Source organism: Candidatus Proelusimicrobium excrementi, assembly GCF_937881865.1.
Taxonomy (GTDB): Bacteria; Elusimicrobiota; Elusimicrobia; order Elusimicrobiales; family Elusimicrobiaceae; genus Proelusimicrobium; species Proelusimicrobium excrementi.
In genome coordinates, this window is the sequence record NZ_CALGEO010000109.1 from 1 (window position 1) to 18,663 (window position 18,663).

Sequence of the window (18,663 nt, forward strand, 5' to 3'; positions counted from 1 at the left end):
ATGACTTTGCTTTTGGAAAAGCTTTCTGCCACCAAGTCCAACAAGGACTTTTTGAAGCAGATGGAAGTAAGCAGCTTTTAAAGCCGGTTTGAGCGCAGGACGGCGGCAATATTAAATTATGAATATTGCCGCTTTTTATAGTATAATATAAGAGAATTAATTTTTTGAGGTAATTTGAAATGAAAGAAAATATCCATCCTAAATACGAAGTCGTCGAAGTGGTTTGCGCCTGCGGCGCCAAATTTAAAACCCGCTCCACGATGAAAGCCGTAAAGCTTGATATCTGCTCCGCCTGCCATCCGTTCTTTACCGGCAAACAAAAAATGCTTGATACGGAAGGCCGCGTAGAAAAATTCAACAAGAAATTTGCATCCACGCAGGGCAAAATGGTCGTAAGAAAGCCTAAAACGGAAGTCAAAGCCAAAAAAGGCACCGTTAAAAAGATTGCTTTATCCACGGCCCCTGTAAAAGTTGCGAAGAAAACCGTAAAAGCCGATAAAAAAGCTGAAAAGAAAGAAGCGAAATAGCTTTTTAAAACCATTTAAGCAGCCCCTCTGAAAATGTGGGGCTGCTTATTTATAGTAGGGAAAGGTAAATTATGGATATATCTAAATTTAAAGAAGAATTTGAACAAATAGAAGCCGAATTGGCCGCCGGCAATATAACGCCGGAAGTCTTTAAGGAAAAAACGAAACGCCACGCTTTTTTGCGCCCCATAATAGAAAAGGCGCAGGAGCTCGCAAAAGTGCAGGAAGCCATACAAGCCGACAGGGAAATGATTGAATCTGCCGATAAGGAAATGGCCGCTTTGGCCGCGGAAGAACTTGCCGAACTGGAAGGCAAGCCCGACGAGCTTTTAAAAGAGCTCCGCGTTTTGATTATTCCGCCCGATCCCAACGATTCCAAAAACATTTACCTTGAAATACGCCCCGGCGCGGGCGGCGACGAGAGCGCGATTTTCGCCGCTGAACTTTTAAGAGTATACCAGCATTTCGCCCAAAACAGAAATTGGAAAACCGAACTTTTGGAATATACTCCCACCGGCCTTAAGGGGTGCAAGTACGCAAGTATGTTTATTAAAGGCGAAGGGGCTTATTCCTGGCTCAGAGACGAAGCCGGCACCCACCGCGTCCAGCGCGTACCCGATACGGAAACTTCCGGCCGCGTGCACACTTCCACGGTAACGGTGGCCATTATGCCGGAAGCGGAAGATATAGATATACAAATCAATCCGGCCGATATAGAGATGGAAACCTGCCGCGCTGGCGGCGCGGGCGGCCAAAACGTCAACAAGGTGGAAACGGCCGTAAGGCTTATCCATAAACCCACCGGCATAGTTGTAAGCTGCCGTGAAGAACGCCACCAGGGCGCCAACAGGGAAAAGGCCATGCGCATGTTAAGGGCAAAACTCTATCAGATAGAGGAAGAAAAGCGCAATAAAGAAATTTACGACGCCAGAAAGGCGCAGGTCGGCACCGGGGACCGCTCCGAAAAAATAAGGACTTACAACTTCCCGCAGAGCCGCGTAACCGATCACCGCCTTAACGAAAACTTCCATAATCTTACCGAAATTATGGAAGGCAGCATCGACGAAATCCTTGAAAATTTAAGGAAGCTCCGCACCGAAGAAAAGCTTAAGGCTATGGCAGTATAAGTATGATAACCATTAAGCAGCTTGTCGACGGCGCGAAAGCGCGTTTTGACGCAAAAGGGGTGGACGAAGCCTTGGCCCATGCCGAGCTTATCGCCGCTTTCGCTTTCAACAAAAGCCGCACTTATATAAGGGCTTTCGGGCAAAACGTCGTGTACGAAAAGGAAGAAAAACTCTTCAACAAAATAGTTGAAGAAAAACTTTCCGGCAAACCTCTTGCCCATATTATCGGCGAGGCGGAATTTATGGGCCGGCTTTTCAGCGTTGGCCCGACGGTGCTTATTCCCCGTCCCGAAACGGAAGAGCTGGTGGAAGAAACAATAAAAAATCTTCCGCTTAAACGTCCGTCAAGAATACTTGATCTTTGCAGCGGTTCCGGGTGCATAGCCATAAGCTTGGCTTTTACTTTTCCTTCGGCGGAAATTATCGGGGCGGATATTTCGCCCGAGGCTTTGCAGGTGGCCCGCAAAAATGCGGAAAATATGAATTTGGGCAAGAAAGTCAATTTTATTCAAAGCGATGTTTTTGAAAATATATCGGGGGAATTTGATTTTATAATTTCCAATCCTCCCTATATTCCCACGGACGTAATTGCCACTCTTTCGCCCGAGGTCCGCAATGAGCCGCGTTTGGCTCTTGACGGCGGCCCGGACGGCCTTGACGTTATAAGGAAAATAATATCATCCGCACCCGCTTATTTAAAGCCCGGCGGGCTTCTGGCTTTGGAGATAGGATGCGCTCAAAGCGAAAAAGTGTTAAAATTCTTTAACGCGGAAGAATGGCAAGAGCCTTTCAGCCGCAAAGATTTTGCCGGTATAGAAAGATTTATATTCGCGCGGAAAAAGTCCGCGCCCGAAAACTGACTTTAAGGAACTGACATGGATAAATTTATAATTCACGGCGGACGCAAACTGAAGGGAACGGTGGAAATCGGCGGGAGCAAAAACGCGGCTTTGCCTATACTTATGGCTACATTGCTTACCGATGAAACCTGCATAATCAACCGCGTGCCGGATTTGCGCGACATCAGGACTACCATAAAAATTTTGCAGGAACTCGGCAAAAAAGTGGAATACGACGCCGGCACTTTAACGGTTAAAGCCGGGCGCAAACTTAAGACGGAAGTGCCTTACGATTTGGTCAAACAGATGCGGGCCAGTTTTTGGGTGGCCGGGCCGCTTTTGGCCAGGTTTAAAAAAGCCGTAATACCTTTGCCGGGCGGCTGCGCGATAGGCGTAAGGCCGGTGGATATCCATTTGAAAGGTTTTGAGAAATTGGGCGCGAAAGCACTTGTTCAAAACGGCAACGTAATACTTAAAACCAGGAAGTTAAACCCGGCCAAGATAATTTTAAGTTTCCCCAGCGTGGGAGCCACGCAGAATCTGCTTATGTGCGCTTGCTTAATAAAAGGCAAAACCGTTTTGGAAAACGTTGCGCGCGAGCCGGAAGTTTCAGATTTTATAAAAGCTCTTAAATCCATGGGGGCCGACATTACGGAAGACGCAAAAGGCCGCCTGATAATAGAAGGCAAAAGCGAGCTCGGGGCTATGGAGCATACGGTATCCCCGGACAGAATCCAAACCGGCACGTATATAATTGCCGGCGCGATTACCCGCGGCGACGTAACCGTCAAAGACTGCCAGCCGGAGGATAATGAAATCCTGCTTGATTATCTTAAAGAGGCCGGTTTTGATATCCAAACGGGCGCTGATTTTATACGCATAAAACCAAAATGCAAAAAGATAAAACCCGTAAATATAAAAACCGCTCCTTTCCCGGGATTTGCCACCGATTTGCAGGCCCCTTTCATGGCTTTGATGTGCCTCTGTTCCGGGCAAAGCGAAATAAGCGAAGACATTTTTGAAAACCGCTTTATGCACGCGCCGGAACTTGTCAGAATGGGCGCAAATATTATGATTGAACGCAATACCGCCAAAATTACCGGCGTAAAGAACTTCAGTCCGGCGGTGGTGATGTCTTCCGATTTACGCGGCGGCGCGGCTTTGGTTTTGGCCGGTTTGTGCGCAAAGGGCGTAAGCGAAGTCGAGCGTATTTACCACATCGACCGCGGCTATGAAAGACTGGAAGAGAACTTGACTCAGCTCGGAGCAAAAATAAAGAGGGTCAACCCGGTTAAGTAAACTTTACTTTTCGACCTATATTTTAAGGCGGATTTTATGACTTTCGAAGATTGTTTAAACTCGCTTTTCTCCGCAAGGGGCAAGAGCAGCCTGCAAGAAGTCAAAAATACCGCCTTAAAAATGAAGCTTCTTCCTCTTAAGTTTAAGGCCGTCCATATCGCCGGTACAAACGGCAAAGGCACCGTTGCGGGGCTTTTGGCGGATATACTTTGCAAGTCCGGCTTTAAAACCGGCCTTTTTACTTCTCCTCATCTTAAAAGCCCTTTGGAACGCATTAAAACGGACGGTGCGGATATAGATAAAACTTCTTTTGTAAAAGCCGTCGCCTCCGTACGGGAAAATCAAACCGCCGAACTTAATTTTTTTGAAGTCCTTACCTTGGCCGCAATCTGTTATTTTACCGAAAAAAAAGTTGATTTCGCCGTATTTGAATGCGGTATCGGCGGGCTTTTGGACAGCACCAATATCATTACGCCGGAGCTTTCCGTAATAACTTCCGCAGCTTTGGATCATTGCTCCATGCTGGGCGCAAGCGTGGAAGAAATCGCCGTGCAAAAAAGCGGTATCATAAAGCCGGGTGTGCCTGTTTTATGCGGTATTCTTCCGACTGAAGCCTATAAAATTGCGGCAAGTACTGCCGAACGTTTAAAGTCAGTATGCGTTAAAGTTGAAAAAATAAAAAATTTGACTCAGGATTTTTATAATTTAAAAAGCCGTTTTGATTTTGAGGACTGCTCTTTCCTTACCAATCTTATGGGTGCGGCGCAAAACCAAAATGCTGCTTTGGCTGTGAAAGCCGCGCTCATTTTGGGGATTGATATAAAAACATGTCAGAAAGTTTGCGCCTGTTTTACTATGCCATGCCGCTTTGAGGTTGCTAAACTTAAAAACGGAAAATATTTTATAAAAGACGGCGCGCATAATCCCGCGGCGTTTAAGGAGCTTATAAAAACTTACAAACGAAGCCCTTTCTGCGGCCCGGGGGATACCCTTGTACTGGCGGCTTCAAAAGGGCATGACTATAAAACGCTTTGCGCTCTTGCCGAAAGCAATTTTAAAAATATAATTTTGGCCTGCCCGGATAAAGAACGCAATATTGCGCCGGGACTTCTTTTAAACTGCTTTAAGAAAAATGTAAAAATATCGGTTTTAAGGGATATTTCCGCTTTTAATCCCAATGACTGCGGCGGCTGTATTCTTGCCGCTGGGAGCTTTTATTTGGCCGCGGCTTTAAACGCCGGGCGAGATTGACCTGCGCCCCGTGTAACAATTTCTTGACACTAGGGCTTATTTCTGCTTAAATTTTATATGGCGTATTATATATAATATATAACATTTAAGAGGAAATATGTCTTTAGATAACGATAAGAACAACCAAGATTTCAACGAATTTTTGCAATCTCTCCAGAATGACGACGGCGCGGATGCACTTTCCGCCTCTGCGGGCAAAGAAGAAGCATTCCCTTTTGCCGATACTTTTGATATAGATTCTTTTGTGAAGGAAAACGGCATAGCTTCCGCCGAAGCCCGCGCGGAAGAGCCGAAGCAGCCTTCTAATCCGGCTCCCGCTAAGGAAGAATATGTTTCTTCCGCTCCGCGCCTGCCGGAAGAACCCTCTTTTAAGGATGAAACATCCTCTTATCGTTATAACGCCGACGCGGATGAAATTCCCTCTTATCGGGATGATTACGCCCGCGCCTCTTACGCCGATTCCTCTTTTGAAGGCGGGCAGAGCCTCAGGCATTTGGAACAGAAAATATCGGAGCTTGAATCCAGCTTTGTAGACGTAAACAAAGAAAAATCCTATTTCAGCAGTCTTCAGAGGGAGATTGAAGACATCGACTCCGAAGAAAAACAAAGTTTTAAAGGCAATGACGAGTTTTACAAAAACATGTCCGCCACGATTGAAACGCTTAAAGGCAGTCTTAAGGCGATTTCAAACTCAAACAGGACAAGCGTCTTAAACGATATTTCCGTCTTAAGGGGCAGTATAGACAATATCGTCAACGCCCGTTTGCAGTATGAAGAAAATCTAATCAACCAGGATCAAACTTTAATCAACCGCCTTCGGGAAAAGACGAACCGCCTCAAATCCATAAATTTGGCTTTGAACAGCGAAGTCAAAAGAGCCAAAAACGAAAAACTTGAATCTTTAAGGAAATCGGCCGAACAAACCAAGGAACTGCTTTCCCTGCGCGTTCAGCTGAACAAAGTGGAAGAAAAAGCCCGCCACGGCGATTTTAAGCTTTCCCGCATGGAACAACATCTTTCCATTTTAAATCAGGAAAAGGTCGCCCTCGACGAAGAAATCCGCAAAGTCCGGGAAGAAAAACTTTCTTCCATCAGGAAGTCTTCCGAGCAGGCCAAAGAAATTATGTCCCTGCGCTTGGCTTTAAGCAAGACGGAAGAAAAATTTAAACAGGAAGAAATACAAAATTCTTTCCTGAGGGAACAGCTTTCCGGTTTGGAAGCCGCAAAAGCCTCTTTGGATAAAGAGGTCTATTCCACCCGCGCCGAACGCGAAGCCGCCAAAAGGGAAGTTTCCGCTCAAAGCGTTGAGATAGAAAAGCTGAAAAGGAATATCGCCCAATCGCAGGAGCTTTTAAACTTAAGCGCGAACGAAGCCGGCGGCCTTAGGGAAAAGATTTTATCTCTGGAAACCAAACTCCAGCAAATGCACGGGGAAAACGCCGCCCTTTCTTTAAGGACGGAGGAAAACCTTAAACAGCTTGAAGCCGCCCGCGCCCAGCACGAGCGGGAAATCGCATCACTTAAAAACGAGCAGATGCGCGAAATCGAACTCCTGAAAAATCAAAAAGCGCAGGAAGCCCAAAGCATCACGCTTGAGCTGCGCCGCGCGGAAGACAAATACCGTCAGGAAGAAACATTCGTAAACACTTTAAAACTTCAAATAGAATCGTTAAGAAATGACGTAAAAAATCTTGACGAGCAAAAACGCGGCCTTGAAGGCAAATCCACCGATTTGTACCGCGAAATCGAATTTATTAAAGAGGGCCACTTGCAGGAAATCGAAGCTTTACGCGCGGAACTGACTTCCGCTTCCGAGAAGCTTTCCAGAGAGCAAAGCCAATATCAGGCTTTAAAGCAGAGCCTTTCCGCACTTGAATCCGAAAAGGCCGCCCTCAACGAAGAAATCCGCAAAATCTTGTCTGAGAAAGACGAAGCCTTAGCCGCGAATGAAAAATACATCAAAGACATTGAATCTTTAAAATCCGAACACGCCGCTTTGGAATCTTCTTTAAAAGCCGAACTGGATAAAATGAACGCCCGCCACGAGCGCGATTTGGCCGCTTATAACGAACTTAAAGCGCAGGAAGAAGCTTTAAGGCGGGAAAACGCCGGATATCAGAGCCAGATTACGGAAATCTCCGCCCGCGAAGAAGGCCTTAAACGGGAAAAAGCCGGTTATGAAGCCCAAATCGGGGAATTTATCGCCCGTGAGGAAGGCTATAAACAAGCCGGGGCCGATTATGAAGCCCGCATAAACGCGCTTTTAACCGGGGAAGAAGCCGCCAAAAAAGCTAATGCCGAATATTTGGCGAAAATAGCGGAACTTGAATCCCAAAAAGAAGAAATTTTAAAGGAAAAATCCTCTTTTGAGCTTGAACTGAAAGGCAAGGAAGAAACTTTTTCCAAAGAACTTTCGGAATATCAATCCCGCATTAAAGCGCTTGAAACCGAACAAGCCGCGGCGGTAACCAATCTTTCCATAGAAATACAGAATTTAAAAAAGGAACACGCCGGCACGGTTTCCGCTTTAAGCGGAGAAGCTTCCGCTCTGCGCGGGGAAAAAGACCGCCTTTCCGCCGAAATCGATTCCTTAAAAGCGGCTTTAACCGGCAAAGACGAAGAAAGCCGCCGCCTGGGCGAGGAAATTTCTTCCTTGCAAGCCGGTATTAACGCCGGCAACGAGGAAAAATTACGCCTCGGCAAAAGCATAGAAAATTTAATGCGCGATATTTCCGCCAGAAACGAGGAAAAGCAAAACCTGTCGGCGGAAATGGACGCTTTGCGCGCTGAAATTTCTTCCAAAAACGAAGAAGCCGCCCGCCTCAATGCTGAAATTGAAGGCCTTAGAAACGATATTTCCGAAAGGGACGCCGCCGCGGTTAAACTTAACGGGGAAATAGAAACTTTAAGAAGTTCCGCCGCCGCAAGCGAAAGACGCGCCGCCGATATGACGGGCGAAATAGAACATCTTAAAGCCCAGCTTGAAGAACAGAAACGCGCCAACGCCGACATATCCGCTTTATTTGAAAACGTCAAAGCCGAAAACGCCAAATATATCGGCGAAATAGAATCGGCCAAAGCTTTAAATTCCGCTTCGGAAAGTAAAATAGCCGATATCACTTCCGCGCTTTTAAGGGCGGAAACGATAGTCCGCGAGAATGAAAATATCATCAATATGCTTAAGGGCGAAGCTTCCGCCGCCGCCAGCCAAAAGGCCGCGATAGACGAGGAACTCAAAAAAGCCAACGGCGAAAAATATGATATTTTAAAACAGCTTGAAGAAAAAACAAAAGCCTTGGCGGATTTCCAGCAGCGTTACGAAGATGAAGTCGCCGCGTTAAAAGAAACCCACGGCAAAGCCGCCGCCGATTATGAAGAGAAACTCAAAGCCGCACAGGAAAGGCTTTCGACGGAAACCCAAACCGTGGAAGAGCTTAAACGTCAAATAGCCGGCCTTGAACAGGAAAAGAACAGTTTATCTTCAAAAGTGTCGGACTTGGATTTAAAAGCCGGTAAAATAGTTGAACAAACCGATGAGATTATTATTCTTAAATCCCAGCTTGCCAAAGCCGAGAGCCGCTTTTTGCAGGATACCGTTTTGGTTGATCAGCTTAAGGCGCAGTTTTCCGAAAGCCGGGAAACCGTCGCCCGCTTGGAGAATGAAATTATAACTCTCCGCAAAGAGAACGCCAAAGCCAAAGAAGATCTTGCCTTAAAAGAAGAAGAAATACAAAAACTTACAGCCGCTTTGGCCAAGAGCGAAGAGCAGGTAAAACAGGAACATTCCGCGGTGGAGCAGCTGCAGGAGCACACTTCTCAGCTTAAATCCGTAAACGCCGCTTTGGACGCCGAAGTTAAAAAAGCCCAGGGCGAAAAGCTGGAGGCTCTGCGCAAATCTGCCGATCAGGCAAAGGAAATTTTACTTTTAAGGCAGCAGCTTTCCCAGGCGGAAAGCAAATTCAGCTCTTTGGATTTTGAAAACGGCATAGTGTCCGTCCGCAAAGAGTATGAAGAAAAAGTTGAAAAACTTGAAACGGAACTAAAAGACGCTTCCGCTTTATGCGCGAAACAGGTTAAAGAGCTTGAAGAACTCAAAACCGACAACAGCCGTCTTAAATCCGCAGAGGAAGAAAAACTTAAACTTCAAAACAGTTATGACGTGCTTTCGCAAAAAGCCCAAAGTTTGGAAAACGAACTGGCTTCTTATAAGAAGAAAGAAGCTTCCGCTTCCACTTTAGCCAAAGCCAAAGCAGCGGCTTTAAGCGCGCAGATAGCTAAAATCACTAAGGAAAAAGCCGCTCTCAAACAGCAGCTTGACGGCGCTCTTAAGGAAATAGAACGCCTTACCGCCAAGGAGAAAGAAACCGCCGAAGCTTTAAACAGCCTTAAAGCCAAAATCAGCGATAATGACGCGGTTATCGAAAAACTTAAAAAAGAGATCGTAGTCCTTACGGCTGAAAACCGCGAACTTAAACAAGCGGCGGAAGTTACAAGCAAAAGGGAGCGCGCCTTGGCCAGCAAACTGGACGAAGTTGAAGAAGAAAACAAAAATCTTGCCACTTCTTTAAACTTGGCCAAAGAGGACGCGGCCAAAACGGAAATCACTTTAAACAAAATAAGGACGGATCAGGCCCGCGCGGCCGCAAAAGCCGCTATGGAAAGGCGGAAAACAATGCCGCCTCAGGCTCCCGCCGCGCCGCAGCCGGCAAAGCCTCAGTCGCCTGTTGCGGAAGCCGCCAAAACGATATCTCCTAAGACGGAAACCGTCCCCGCCGCCGCTAAAACGGCAACGGCCTTACCGGCGGAGAAAACTTCCACCCATTACGATTCTTCGGCCGACGCGATAGCGGCTTTCGCCGAGCCCATGCAAAACTTGGAAGAGGTGGAAGTCGACGGCAACGAAATGGATTTAAGTATGATTTTCGGCGACGGCGACGTCAGCTTTAAGGAAGAAGACGTCGACACCATGGCTACGGCCACCAACCCGGATATAGAAGCGGTAAAAGCCACTACTATAAAACAGTCGACAAATCCTTTGGCGAAAGTGCAGGACGGCTTAAAAGCTTATGACGAAATGGAAGTTACAGATCACTCCGTCAAAGCGCACGGCGGCGTTTCAAGAAAGCCGGTCGGACGTCTTCCGCCCACGTACAGAGGCAGCGAGGCTTATTCGGATTTCCTTAAAAAGACCAAAAGCGTTTTTTACAGAATAAAATGGTCGCTCTTTAAAGAGTAAAATTCGGAGTTTTAATATGAAAGACATAACCATAGGCATAATCTACGGCGGCAAAAGCACGGAACATGAAGTTTCCGTCCACTCCGCCGCCTATGTTTGCGACATTCTTGAGCAAAAATACAAAATCATAAAAATTTTTATTTCGCGCGAAGGCAAATGGTTTGTGCAGGAAAAATGCGGTCCTCTTCAGCCCGCGGACAGGGAAGTCTCCCCGGTAATTTGCAAGGATTATAATCTTTACGCTCTTGACGGGCAAACTTATAAAGCTGATGTATTCTTCCCGGTATTGCACGGGGCCATGGGCGAAGACGGCACGATGCAGGGGCTGTTTGAAATTTTAGGCGTTCCTTACGTAGGCTGCGGCGTTCTGACAAGCGCGCTCGGCATGGATAAAGAACTCTGCAAACTTTTGGCCTCTTTTTACGGCGTTAAAATCGCTCCGTATATCAAACTGGAAAAGGATGACAATTACGATTTGCCGTATTTGCAGGCGGCGGTGGGTGGGCTTGGCTACCCGGTGTTCGTGAAGCCGGTCAGCCTCGGTTCTTCCGTTGGCGTTACGCGCGTCGACGCTCCCGAAGATCTTAAACCCGCCATAGATAAAGCCTTTAAATATCAAGGCAGTATTTTGATAGAAAAAGGCGTAGACAAAGCACGGGAAGTTTTCTGCGCGGTCGTAGGCTCTGGCAAGAACATACACACCTCTCTTTGCGGGGAGCTTAAAGCCGTAAACAGCGCTTTTTTTGATTATAAAGCCAAGTATGAAGATCCTCACGGATGCGATATGAAAATCCCCGCCGATATCCCGCAGGAAACGCAGGACGAAATGCGCAAGGCTTCGGCTTTGGTGTTTAAAGTTTTACGCGGCTGCGGTTTGGCGAGAATGGACTTCCTTTTGGGCTCAGACGGAAAGTTTTATTTCTCGGAGATTAACACTCTTCCCGGAATGTCGGCCACAAGCTTGTTCCCTCAGCTTTGGCAGGCAAGCGGCAAAAAGTATGAAGACATACTTGATTCTCTTATAAAATCTGCTTTTGACAGGAAAAGGGAAAATGAATCTTATAGTATCGAAAGGTAAAAAAGCGGTCGCTTACTTAAGCGCTATAGATCCCGTTTTATACCTTATATTGTTCTTTTGCTTGGCCGGGCTTTTAAGGAATTTGCTTGCGCTTGCCTATCACGGTTTTGATTATTCCACGGTGGCGACTAAAGTGTTTGTCGCCATGTCCGTAATATATTTTGCGCAGATAATTCTTATTTTGCTCAGGGAGCGCAACGCGTGGGTCGTATCGGCTTTGCAGGCGTTTTTTTGTTTTTACGTTTACGAAGATTTCACGGTCCTGCCTTTGGCAAATGTCGTCAAAATGATTTTCGGCGGAAGTTTATCCTCTTTGGATTACGGCTGGATTTACTTTATAAATATGGTTTTAATTTCGGCCATGTTCAGCTTTGAACTGCTTAAAACCTATCTTATTTACGTTCTTACCGCGCCTTTGCCTTCAAGAAAGAAAAAACAAAAAAACGAAGCCGCGGCGGAGCAAATTTAAAAGGTTGACTATGATATTTGATAATATAAAAAAATTTATAAAAGAAAACGATTTACCCCTTTACAGAATCGCTCAGGTGCGCGAGGCCGTGTACCATAAAGGAGTGAGCTCTTGGGAGGAAGCCGTCAATTTGCCGGCCGACTTAAGGGAAAAACTTAAAAAGAATTTTAAAATTCTTTCTTTTGACGTCATAACGGTACAAAGTTCCAAGCTGGATTTGGTTTTTAAAGCTTTGCTTAGGCTTAACGACGGAAACCGCATAGAAACCGTGCTTATGAAGCCCGGCAAAACGTGGAGCGTCTGCGTTTCTTCCCAGGCGGGGTGTCCTTTGGGCTGCGCTTTCTGCGCCACAGGCAAAATGGGGTTTAAACGCCATTTAACCGACGAAGAAATTTCCGACCAAGTCTTATTTTGGTATCAATTCCTAAGAAAGCACAATTTGGGCGAAAGAGTTTCCAATATAGTTTTTATGGGTATGGGCGAACCCTTGTTAAATTATGTAAATGTGGTAAAAGCCATAGAAACTTTATCCTGCGCCGATTATTTGAATATCGGTCAGCGTCACATTTCCGTTTCCACTTCCGGCATAGCGGATAAATTTTTTAATCTCGCTCAGGATCTGCCCCAAGTCAACTTGGCGCTTTCCCTGCATAACGCCGACGACGAAGAAAGAACCCGCCTTATGCCGGTAAACCGCAAATACAATCTTGAAACCGTAAAAGAAAAACTGGAAGAGTATATCGCGCGTACCGGAAGGGAAGTTTTTATAGAATATACCGTTATCGAGGGGGAAAATAATTCCCCGGCGCATGTAAGGAAGCTCGGCAAATGGATAAATTCCATTAAGGATAATTACCTTTTGCACGTAAATTTGATAGCGTGCAACCCGGCCGTCGGCAAGGCCGTGGCAACTGATGAAAGCACGGTCAAGAAATTTGCTTCCGCGCTTAAAGCCATGAACATAAACGTAAGTATAAGAAAGAGCCTCGGCTCAGATATTTCCGCCGCCTGCGGACAATTGGCGGCGAAGGAGAAAAACAAAAAATGAAAAAAATGATTTTAACCGTTTCCGCGCTTTGCGTTTTATGCGCCTGCGCCAGCGTTATAACGAATACGGATTATATTCCGATGGGCCCGGACGGGCTTTCCGTGCAAATTTCGGACGCTTCAAAAATGCCGGTCTTCACTTATCTTAAGGATATTAAAGAGCCTTGGGCTCCGATAGGCATGTACAGAATAAAAGCTCTGCCGGATGACGACGTCGTTTTAAAAGCGGAAATCTTAAAAATAAAAAAAGCCGCCGCGGCCAAAGGCGCCAATGCTATAATTTTAAATCAGTTTTATGATGACGCCGCCGCCGAAGACGGCCACCCGATAACTCTTGCGGCCTACTTTGTAAAATACGCAAGAGAAGTTACGGAAGAAGACAAAGTAAAAATAGAAGAATATGCCGAAATTGAGAGGTTGAGAAATGCCCGTAACTAAAAAAAAGGCCGGATCGTCCAAACAAAAAACAGCCGTGGTTTTGTTTTCCGGCGGATTGGACAGCACAACCTGCCTTTACTGGGCTTTGGACAAAGGCTATAAATGCCATGCTCTTAACATAAAGTACGGGCAGAAGCACAGCCGCGAAGCTTTAAGCGCCAGAGCGATTTGCAAAAAATTGGGCGTGGAACTTACGGAAATAAAATTAAATTTGCCCTGGCTTGCCGCGGCTACTTCTTTAGTCGGCAAAGCGGCGATCCCTGATGAATCTTTGGAAGTGATAAAAAACACCAAAAGGATACCTTCCACTTATGTTCCGGCGCGCAATTTGGTTTTTGTGGCGGTTGCGGCCAGCTTGGCAGATTCAATAAACGCCGATGCTATAATCGCCGGCCCCAACGCCATAGATTATTCCGGCTACCCAGACTGCCGCCCGGAATTTTACGAACCTTTGGCAAAAGCCGTTAAAGAAGGCACCAGAAAGGGCTCTCAAGGCGGAAGCATTAAAATCATTACTCCGCTTTTAAAACTCAGCAAAGCTCAGATAGCCAAACTCGGCAAAAAGCTTAATGTGCCCTTTTCAATGACGTGGAGCTGCTACCGCGGCGGCAAAAAGCCCTGCGGCAAATGTGACGCCTGCAAGCTTCGCGCGGAAGGTTTTAAAGCCGCCGGCCTTAAGGACGAATAGAGGTTTTTATGAGATATTTTATACTTAGCCTTTTATTTTTTGGGTGCGGTATTTTTGCTTTCGCGCAAAAAGAAGCGCTGTCTGATGCGGCGGCCAAATATTCTTTAAAAAAGGCCGAAGCGAACGTCTTGGACGAAGAAGACGACGTAAAAGCTTTAATTCTTAAATACTCCGCCGCTCCCGCAGCTTCAAAACCCGCTGTCAAAAAGGATATAGAAAAAAAGGAACTCGCGCGGGAAGAGGAATTAATAGAAAAACAAAAACAGCGTATAAAACGTCAGGAAGAACAAATAAAGCTTTTAAAGCAGAAGCTTGAACAGCGCGAGAAGAACAAAAAACAAACCGTAAAAAACAGAGTGGCTTACCTTGTCAGCGAAGAATCCGTGGAAAAAATAAAAAACGAATCCGAAACCAAAAAAGTTTTTGATAAAGTAAAAAACAAAGCAAAAAAGAAATGACTTTATTTTCAAGACTGTTTAAACTGTTTATAGTAGTGATAATAACCCCATTATTCGTAACGGGGATATTTTTGTTTTACTATCAAAACAGCGGCAAACAGGCCATTCTTGAAAATTATTTTAACCTCGCCGATATTTCTTCGGCGTATATCAAGCAGAATGTGGAAGATTCCGTCGCCCGTCTTGATTTTTTGGGGGCGTCCGCTCATTTGTATCACGTTGACGAAAAGGTTTTTGCCGGTCTGCTTCAAGACGGCGTTAAAGCCAATCCGGATATCGTCTTCGCCGCGCTTTTGGGTAAAGACGGCAAAGAACTTTCAAGGAGCAGAGGCGGCGAAATCGAGAAAAATTTGCCGCCGGTTGACATTTCTTCCGAGGGGGTCTTTTCTTCTTTAACTCTGGGCGAAGTTTCGGTAAATTATGTTGATTATTCCCTTTCCGCTCCTTATGTGCGGGTTATTTATCCGCTTGAAAACGGGGAATATCTTTTTGCCGTTTTGGATTTAAGCCGCGTTTGGTACTCGGTCGGTATGCAAAGGCTGGGCGTTACCGGCGGGCTTTATCTGGCTTCGGCTGAAGGCTTTTCGGATTTTAATATGCTGCCCGCTCCGCCCGTTTCCGCCGCGCAGCTTTCGTCTGCTTTGCTTAAAAACAACGGCCTTATAAAAGAGGTAAAAACGCCGGAAGGCGATGTCTTCGTCGGCGCTTACGCGGCTACCGTTTTGCCGGGCGTATACGTAATAGCTTTGCAGTACGGCAAAGAGGCTTTTTATACGATAACGCTTACCAGCTGGATGATAGCGTTTTTCATTTTGGTTACAACCACTTTGTCTTATTTTGCGGCTTATATTTTCTCCAAGGAAATCAGCGAACCGGTGGAGAAATTAAAAAAAGGCGCGGAGAAAATCTCCTCCGGCGATTTCGACGTTTCGATAGATTCTTCCGAAGCGTGGGGGGAATTTGAAATCCTTATAAAAACCTTTAACGAAATGGCTTCCCGCCTAAGCGTTTACCAAGCGGTCCAGCTTGATAAACTGCTGGACGAGAAAAAGAAAATAGATATGCTGGCCGGGCTCATGCGCGACGGCCTTATTATGGCCACTGCCGAAGGGCGGCTTTTGTTCGCCAATGCTACTGCCAATAAGATTCTTGAAAGTGACGCGCTTTGTGGGGATTTGGAATGCACTCTTTACGGTTCAATGCCGCGCCCGAGCATAAAAGAACTTGCCGGCATTAAGAGCGGAACGGTGTTTTCCTATGAGAGCGAAGAGAAAAAACGCTATTTTGAAATCGTAAACGAACTTTTCCGTCCCGCCAATCAAGAAGCCGTTTCAATAATAATTTTCCGCGATATTACGGCAGAACATGAAATCCGCTCAATGAAGAATGATATTTTCAACGCGGTCGCGCATGATTTGCGCGCGCCAATTATGGGCCTTCAAGCCTATATTATGATACTCAAAGAAGGCAGCTTGGACGAAGCCAAACGCGCCAAAATGCTGGAAGCTATGGAAACTTCTTCCAATATGCTCGGTACATTGGTTGAGAATATTCTTGACGTATCGCGTTTGGAACGCGGCCTGCTTACTTTAAACAAAAGCCGTTTTGACGTTTCCGCCTCTTTGGCCGGGGTAATCGCGGCTATAAAACCTTTGGCGGAACAAAAAGGATTATACGTTAAATCCTTTCTGCCTCAGTTTTTGGAGATATTCGCCGACCAAGGCCTTATTGAAAGGGTCTTTTCCAATTTGCTTTCAAACGCCGTAAAATTTACCGATAAGGGCGGCGTGGAAATATCTTATGAATATCTGACGGAACCGGGCAGAACTCCTAAGCATAAATTCAGCGTTAAAGACACCGGCCGCGGCATAGCGGAAGACGAACTGCCCAAGATTTTTGAAAAGTACCACCGCGCCGACAGAAGCGAAAAAGGCTACGGCTTGGGGCTCAGCATAGTCCGCCAAACGGTTTTGGCTCACGGCGGGGAAATGGAAGCGTTTTCAAAAGCGGGCGAAGGGTGCGAAATGGTTTTCACTCTGCCCGACGGGGGCAAAGAATGATTGTTTTTTGGCATCTTCTTTTAGGCCATTTGCTTGCCGACTTCGTTTTAAAAAGGAAAGCTCTTAAAACCAAAAATATAGGTTATTTCGTATGGCGCGCCGGATTATATTTTATTGCGCTTTGTTTATGTTGTTTAAATTATATTACGCTGCCTTGGTTTGAGATAGCCGGCAGGCAGTTTAACGGTTTTTACGCCGCATTTGTGGCCGCTTTGGCTTATTTTGCCGTCGGTTTTTTGGGGCGGGGGGTAAAAATACGCAGGAGCGCGCTGTTCTTTTTTCTGGCGCGTCAGTTTATTTTGGTTTCAATACTGCTTATAATTACGCCGGTATTGCCTTTTGACGGGGATTTTCTTCATTATATTTACGGTTCCGATTTATTGTTTATAATAAATTCCTGCATTATTGTCAGTTATGTGCTTTCGGCTTTTTTGCTGAGGCTTTCTCTCGCTCTGGATGAGCGCATTAATATAAAAGCTTTTTTTGACCGACGCTTTTTGAGTATGCTTTTGCGAGTAGTTTTATTTTTGCTGATTCTTATGCCGGGGTGGTTCGGGGTGCTGTGCGCGGCCGTTATTTTGATTTGTTTGTTTAAAACCAAGTTGTTTGAAGACGGCGGTTTCTATTTTTATACAGGTTGTTTTATTACGGCCGCCTTCGCGATATTATGCAGGGGTGTTTTTCACGGAATATGTTAAATAAAAAAATAGAAGAAGCCAAATTTATTTGTTTGGATACGGAAACGACCGGGCTTGATCCTTTGCACGGGGGTCGCATCTGTGAAGTCGCCATGCTCGGCAGCCGGGGCGGAGAGCGCGCCGGCAGTTACGCGACTCTTTTGAACCCTCAGGTGGTAATCTCTCCGGAGGTTACGGCCATACACGGCATCACAAACGAGATGGTTGCGTCGGCGCCCGCTTTTGCCGACATAGCTTTTAATTTGATTGATTTTTTGCAGGGCAATGTGCTTATCTGCCATAACGCGGATTTTGACACGGCTTTTTTACGCAGGGAATTTGAACTGCTCAGTTTGAATATGCCGGAAATGGTGATTTTGGATACGCTTAAATTCGCTCGCTGCCACGGCAAATTTTCTAGGAACAGGCTCGGTATAATAGCCGAAGAGCTTGGCTTTTCCTGTGAGGGCTGGCACCGCGCCATGGCCGATACGATAATGACGGAAAAAATATTTTATCATTTCGTGTCCAAGTTCAAAGCCATGGGCGCGAGCACCGTCGGCGATCTTTTTGCCCTGCAAACCAAAAAAGTGATAGGATTTAACTAACAGGAGATATTAATTATGAGCAAAGTCGTACTTTTAATCAGAGACGGCTGGGGCGTCAGGAACTCAAAAGAGCACAACGCCGTCAGCAAGGCTAATACGCCCAATGTAGATAAATATTTGGCGAATTATCCGCACACTTTAATTGAAGCCTCCGGCGAACTCGTCGGCCTTCCGGCCGGATATATGGGTTCTTCGGAAGTCGGCCACCTTAATATGGGCGCCGGCAGAATCGTGGTTCAGGAACTTAAAAGGCTTAAAGATGCTTTTGAAGACGGTTCCATTTACAATGCGCCCGCTTTCAAAGCCGTTATTGACAACTGCGTCAAAACCGGCGGTGCTTTGCATTTAATGGGCCTTGTACAGGACGAAGGCGTGCACGCCCACCAAGATCATCTTTACGCCATAATCAAACACGCGGCGGAAAAGAAAATAAAAACCGTATGGGTCCACTTTTTTGCCGACGGCCGCGATACTCCTCCTCACAGCGCTTTGGGCTATCTTAAAATGCTGGAAGCCAAAATGGCCGAATACGGCGCGGGCGAAGTCGCTACCGTAATGGGCCGCTACTACGCCATGGACAGGAATGAAACCTGGCAGCTTACTTCCGAAGCTTACGACTTGATAGTCGACGCCAAAGGCCGTCATGCCGCCACCGCGCAGGAAGCTATCGAAAGTTCTTATAAGAACGATAAAACTCCCGACGGCGGGGAAATGGTGGACGAATATATACCGCCTACCGTAATCAACGGTTATAAAGGCGTTCGGGACGGCGACGGCATAATATTCTTCAACTTCCGCCAGGACAGAGCCATACAGCTTACCCGCGCTTTTGTGGAAGATGATTATACCGGCGTAAGAAAC

The 18,663-nt window shown here is 46.2% G+C and carries 14 protein-coding genes and 2 pseudogenes; all 16 read left to right on the forward strand.

Annotation, left to right across the window (positions count from 1 at the left end):
* Positions 1 to 179: 179 nt before the first annotated feature.
* Positions 180 to 386 (forward strand): annotated as a pseudogene (gene rpmE / locus ACQY26_RS04850) (50S ribosomal protein L31); the annotation flags it as partial.
* A gap of 212 nt (positions 387 to 598) precedes the next feature.
* The gene (gene prfA, locus ACQY26_RS04855; RefSeq protein ID WP_428048010.1) at positions 599 to 1,654 is read left to right on the forward strand and encodes a peptide chain release factor 1; all 1,056 of its coding nucleotides are present in this window, start codon (positions 599 to 601) and stop codon (positions 1,652 to 1,654) included.
* A 2-nt stretch (positions 1,655 to 1,656) separates the two neighbouring features.
* Positions 1,657 to 2,514, forward strand: coding sequence for a peptide chain release factor N(5)-glutamine methyltransferase (gene prmC, locus ACQY26_RS04860; protein ID WP_428048012.1), 858 nt, complete (start codon positions 1,657 to 1,659; stop codon positions 2,512 to 2,514).
* A gap of 15 nt (positions 2,515 to 2,529) precedes the next feature.
* Positions 2,530 to 3,792 (forward strand): UDP-N-acetylglucosamine 1-carboxyvinyltransferase, encoded by a 1,263-nt coding sequence (gene murA, locus ACQY26_RS04865; protein ID WP_428048013.1) that lies wholly within the window; start codon positions 2,530 to 2,532, stop codon positions 3,790 to 3,792.
* Positions 3,793 to 3,828: 36 nt separating this feature from the next.
* Positions 3,829 to 5,043, forward strand: coding sequence for a bifunctional folylpolyglutamate synthase/dihydrofolate synthase (locus ACQY26_RS04870; protein ID WP_428048014.1), 1,215 nt, complete (start codon positions 3,829 to 3,831; stop codon positions 5,041 to 5,043).
* 97 nt (positions 5,044 to 5,140) lie between these two features.
* Positions 5,141 to 10,279, forward strand: coding sequence for a hypothetical protein (locus ACQY26_RS04875; RefSeq protein WP_428048015.1), 5,139 nt, complete (start codon positions 5,141 to 5,143; stop codon positions 10,277 to 10,279).
* Between the two features lie 16 nt (positions 10,280 to 10,295).
* Complete coding sequence (locus ACQY26_RS04880) at positions 10,296 to 11,357, forward strand: D-alanine--D-alanine ligase family protein (RefSeq protein ID WP_428048017.1); 1,062 nt, start codon at positions 10,296 to 10,298, stop codon at positions 11,355 to 11,357.
* The gene (locus tag ACQY26_RS04885) at positions 11,332 to 11,826 is read left to right on the forward strand and encodes a hypothetical protein (protein WP_428048018.1); all 495 of its coding nucleotides are present in this window, start codon (positions 11,332 to 11,334) and stop codon (positions 11,824 to 11,826) included. The genes ACQY26_RS04880 and ACQY26_RS04885 overlap by 26 nt, the downstream gene beginning before the upstream one ends.
* Before the next feature lie 10 nt (positions 11,827 to 11,836).
* The gene (rlmN, locus tag ACQY26_RS04890; RefSeq protein ID WP_428048019.1) at positions 11,837 to 12,874 is read left to right on the forward strand and encodes a 23S rRNA (adenine(2503)-C(2))-methyltransferase RlmN; all 1,038 of its coding nucleotides are present in this window, start codon (positions 11,837 to 11,839) and stop codon (positions 12,872 to 12,874) included.
* A complete protein-coding gene (locus tag ACQY26_RS04895) occupies positions 12,871 to 13,311 on the forward strand; it encodes a hypothetical protein (protein WP_428048021.1) in 441 nt (146 codons plus the stop codon). Before rlmN ends, ACQY26_RS04895 begins: the two co-directional genes overlap by 4 nt.
* Complete coding sequence (queC, locus tag ACQY26_RS04900; protein ID WP_428048022.1) at positions 13,298 to 13,999, forward strand: 7-cyano-7-deazaguanine synthase QueC; 702 nt, start codon at positions 13,298 to 13,300, stop codon at positions 13,997 to 13,999. The genes ACQY26_RS04895 and queC overlap by 14 nt, the downstream gene beginning before the upstream one ends.
* Before the next feature lie 8 nt (positions 14,000 to 14,007).
* Entirely contained in the window at positions 14,008 to 14,457 is a 450-nt protein-coding gene (locus ACQY26_RS04905; protein ID WP_428048023.1) for a hypothetical protein, read from the forward strand.
* Positions 14,454 to 16,517: a HAMP domain-containing sensor histidine kinase gene (locus tag ACQY26_RS04910; RefSeq protein WP_428048024.1), complete on the forward strand. Its 2,064-nt coding sequence runs from the start codon at positions 14,454 to 14,456 to the stop codon at positions 16,515 to 16,517. The genes ACQY26_RS04905 and ACQY26_RS04910 overlap by 4 nt, the downstream gene beginning before the upstream one ends.
* Positions 16,514 to 17,215, forward strand: a complete 702-nt coding sequence (locus ACQY26_RS04915; protein ID WP_428048025.1) for a hypothetical protein — start codon at positions 16,514 to 16,516, stop codon at positions 17,213 to 17,215. Before ACQY26_RS04910 ends, ACQY26_RS04915 begins: the two co-directional genes overlap by 4 nt.
* A complete protein-coding gene (locus ACQY26_RS04920) occupies positions 17,209 to 17,802 on the forward strand; it encodes a 3'-5' exonuclease (protein WP_428048026.1) in 594 nt (197 codons plus the stop codon). The genes ACQY26_RS04915 and ACQY26_RS04920 overlap by 7 nt, the downstream gene beginning before the upstream one ends.
* A gap of 15 nt (positions 17,803 to 17,817) precedes the next feature.
* Positions 17,818 to 18,663 (forward strand): annotated as a pseudogene (locus ACQY26_RS04925) (2,3-bisphosphoglycerate-independent phosphoglycerate mutase); the annotation flags it as partial.

Bases quoted from the DNA above. Each gene is read 5' to 3' on its own strand.
- prfA (WP_428048010.1), top strand. From the start codon at position 599: ATGGATATATCTAAATTTAAAGAAGAATTTGAACAAATAGAAGCCGAA.
- prmC (WP_428048012.1), top strand. From the start codon at position 1,657: ATGATAACCATTAAGCAGCTTGTCGACGGCGCGAAAGCGCGTTTTGAC.
- murA (WP_428048013.1), top strand. From the start codon at position 2,530: ATGGATAAATTTATAATTCACGGCGGACGCAAACTGAAGGGAACGGTG.
- ACQY26_RS04870 (WP_428048014.1), top strand. From the start codon at position 3,829: ATGACTTTCGAAGATTGTTTAAACTCGCTTTTCTCCGCAAGGGGCAAG.
- ACQY26_RS04875 (WP_428048015.1), top strand. From the start codon at position 5,141: ATGTCTTTAGATAACGATAAGAACAACCAAGATTTCAACGAATTTTTG.
- ACQY26_RS04880 (WP_428048017.1), top strand. From the start codon at position 10,296: ATGAAAGACATAACCATAGGCATAATCTACGGCGGCAAAAGCACGGAA.
- ACQY26_RS04885 (WP_428048018.1), top strand. From the start codon at position 11,332: ATGAATCTTATAGTATCGAAAGGTAAAAAAGCGGTCGCTTACTTAAGC.
- rlmN (WP_428048019.1), top strand. From the start codon at position 11,837: ATGATATTTGATAATATAAAAAAATTTATAAAAGAAAACGATTTACCC.
- ACQY26_RS04895 (WP_428048021.1), top strand. From the start codon at position 12,871: ATGAAAAAAATGATTTTAACCGTTTCCGCGCTTTGCGTTTTATGCGCC.
- queC (WP_428048022.1), top strand. From the start codon at position 13,298: ATGCCCGTAACTAAAAAAAAGGCCGGATCGTCCAAACAAAAAACAGCC.
- ACQY26_RS04905 (WP_428048023.1), top strand. From the start codon at position 14,008: ATGAGATATTTTATACTTAGCCTTTTATTTTTTGGGTGCGGTATTTTT.
- ACQY26_RS04910 (WP_428048024.1), top strand. From the start codon at position 14,454: ATGACTTTATTTTCAAGACTGTTTAAACTGTTTATAGTAGTGATAATA.
- ACQY26_RS04915 (WP_428048025.1), top strand. From the start codon at position 16,514: ATGATTGTTTTTTGGCATCTTCTTTTAGGCCATTTGCTTGCCGACTTC.
- ACQY26_RS04920 (WP_428048026.1), top strand. From the start codon at position 17,209: ATGTTAAATAAAAAAATAGAAGAAGCCAAATTTATTTGTTTGGATACG.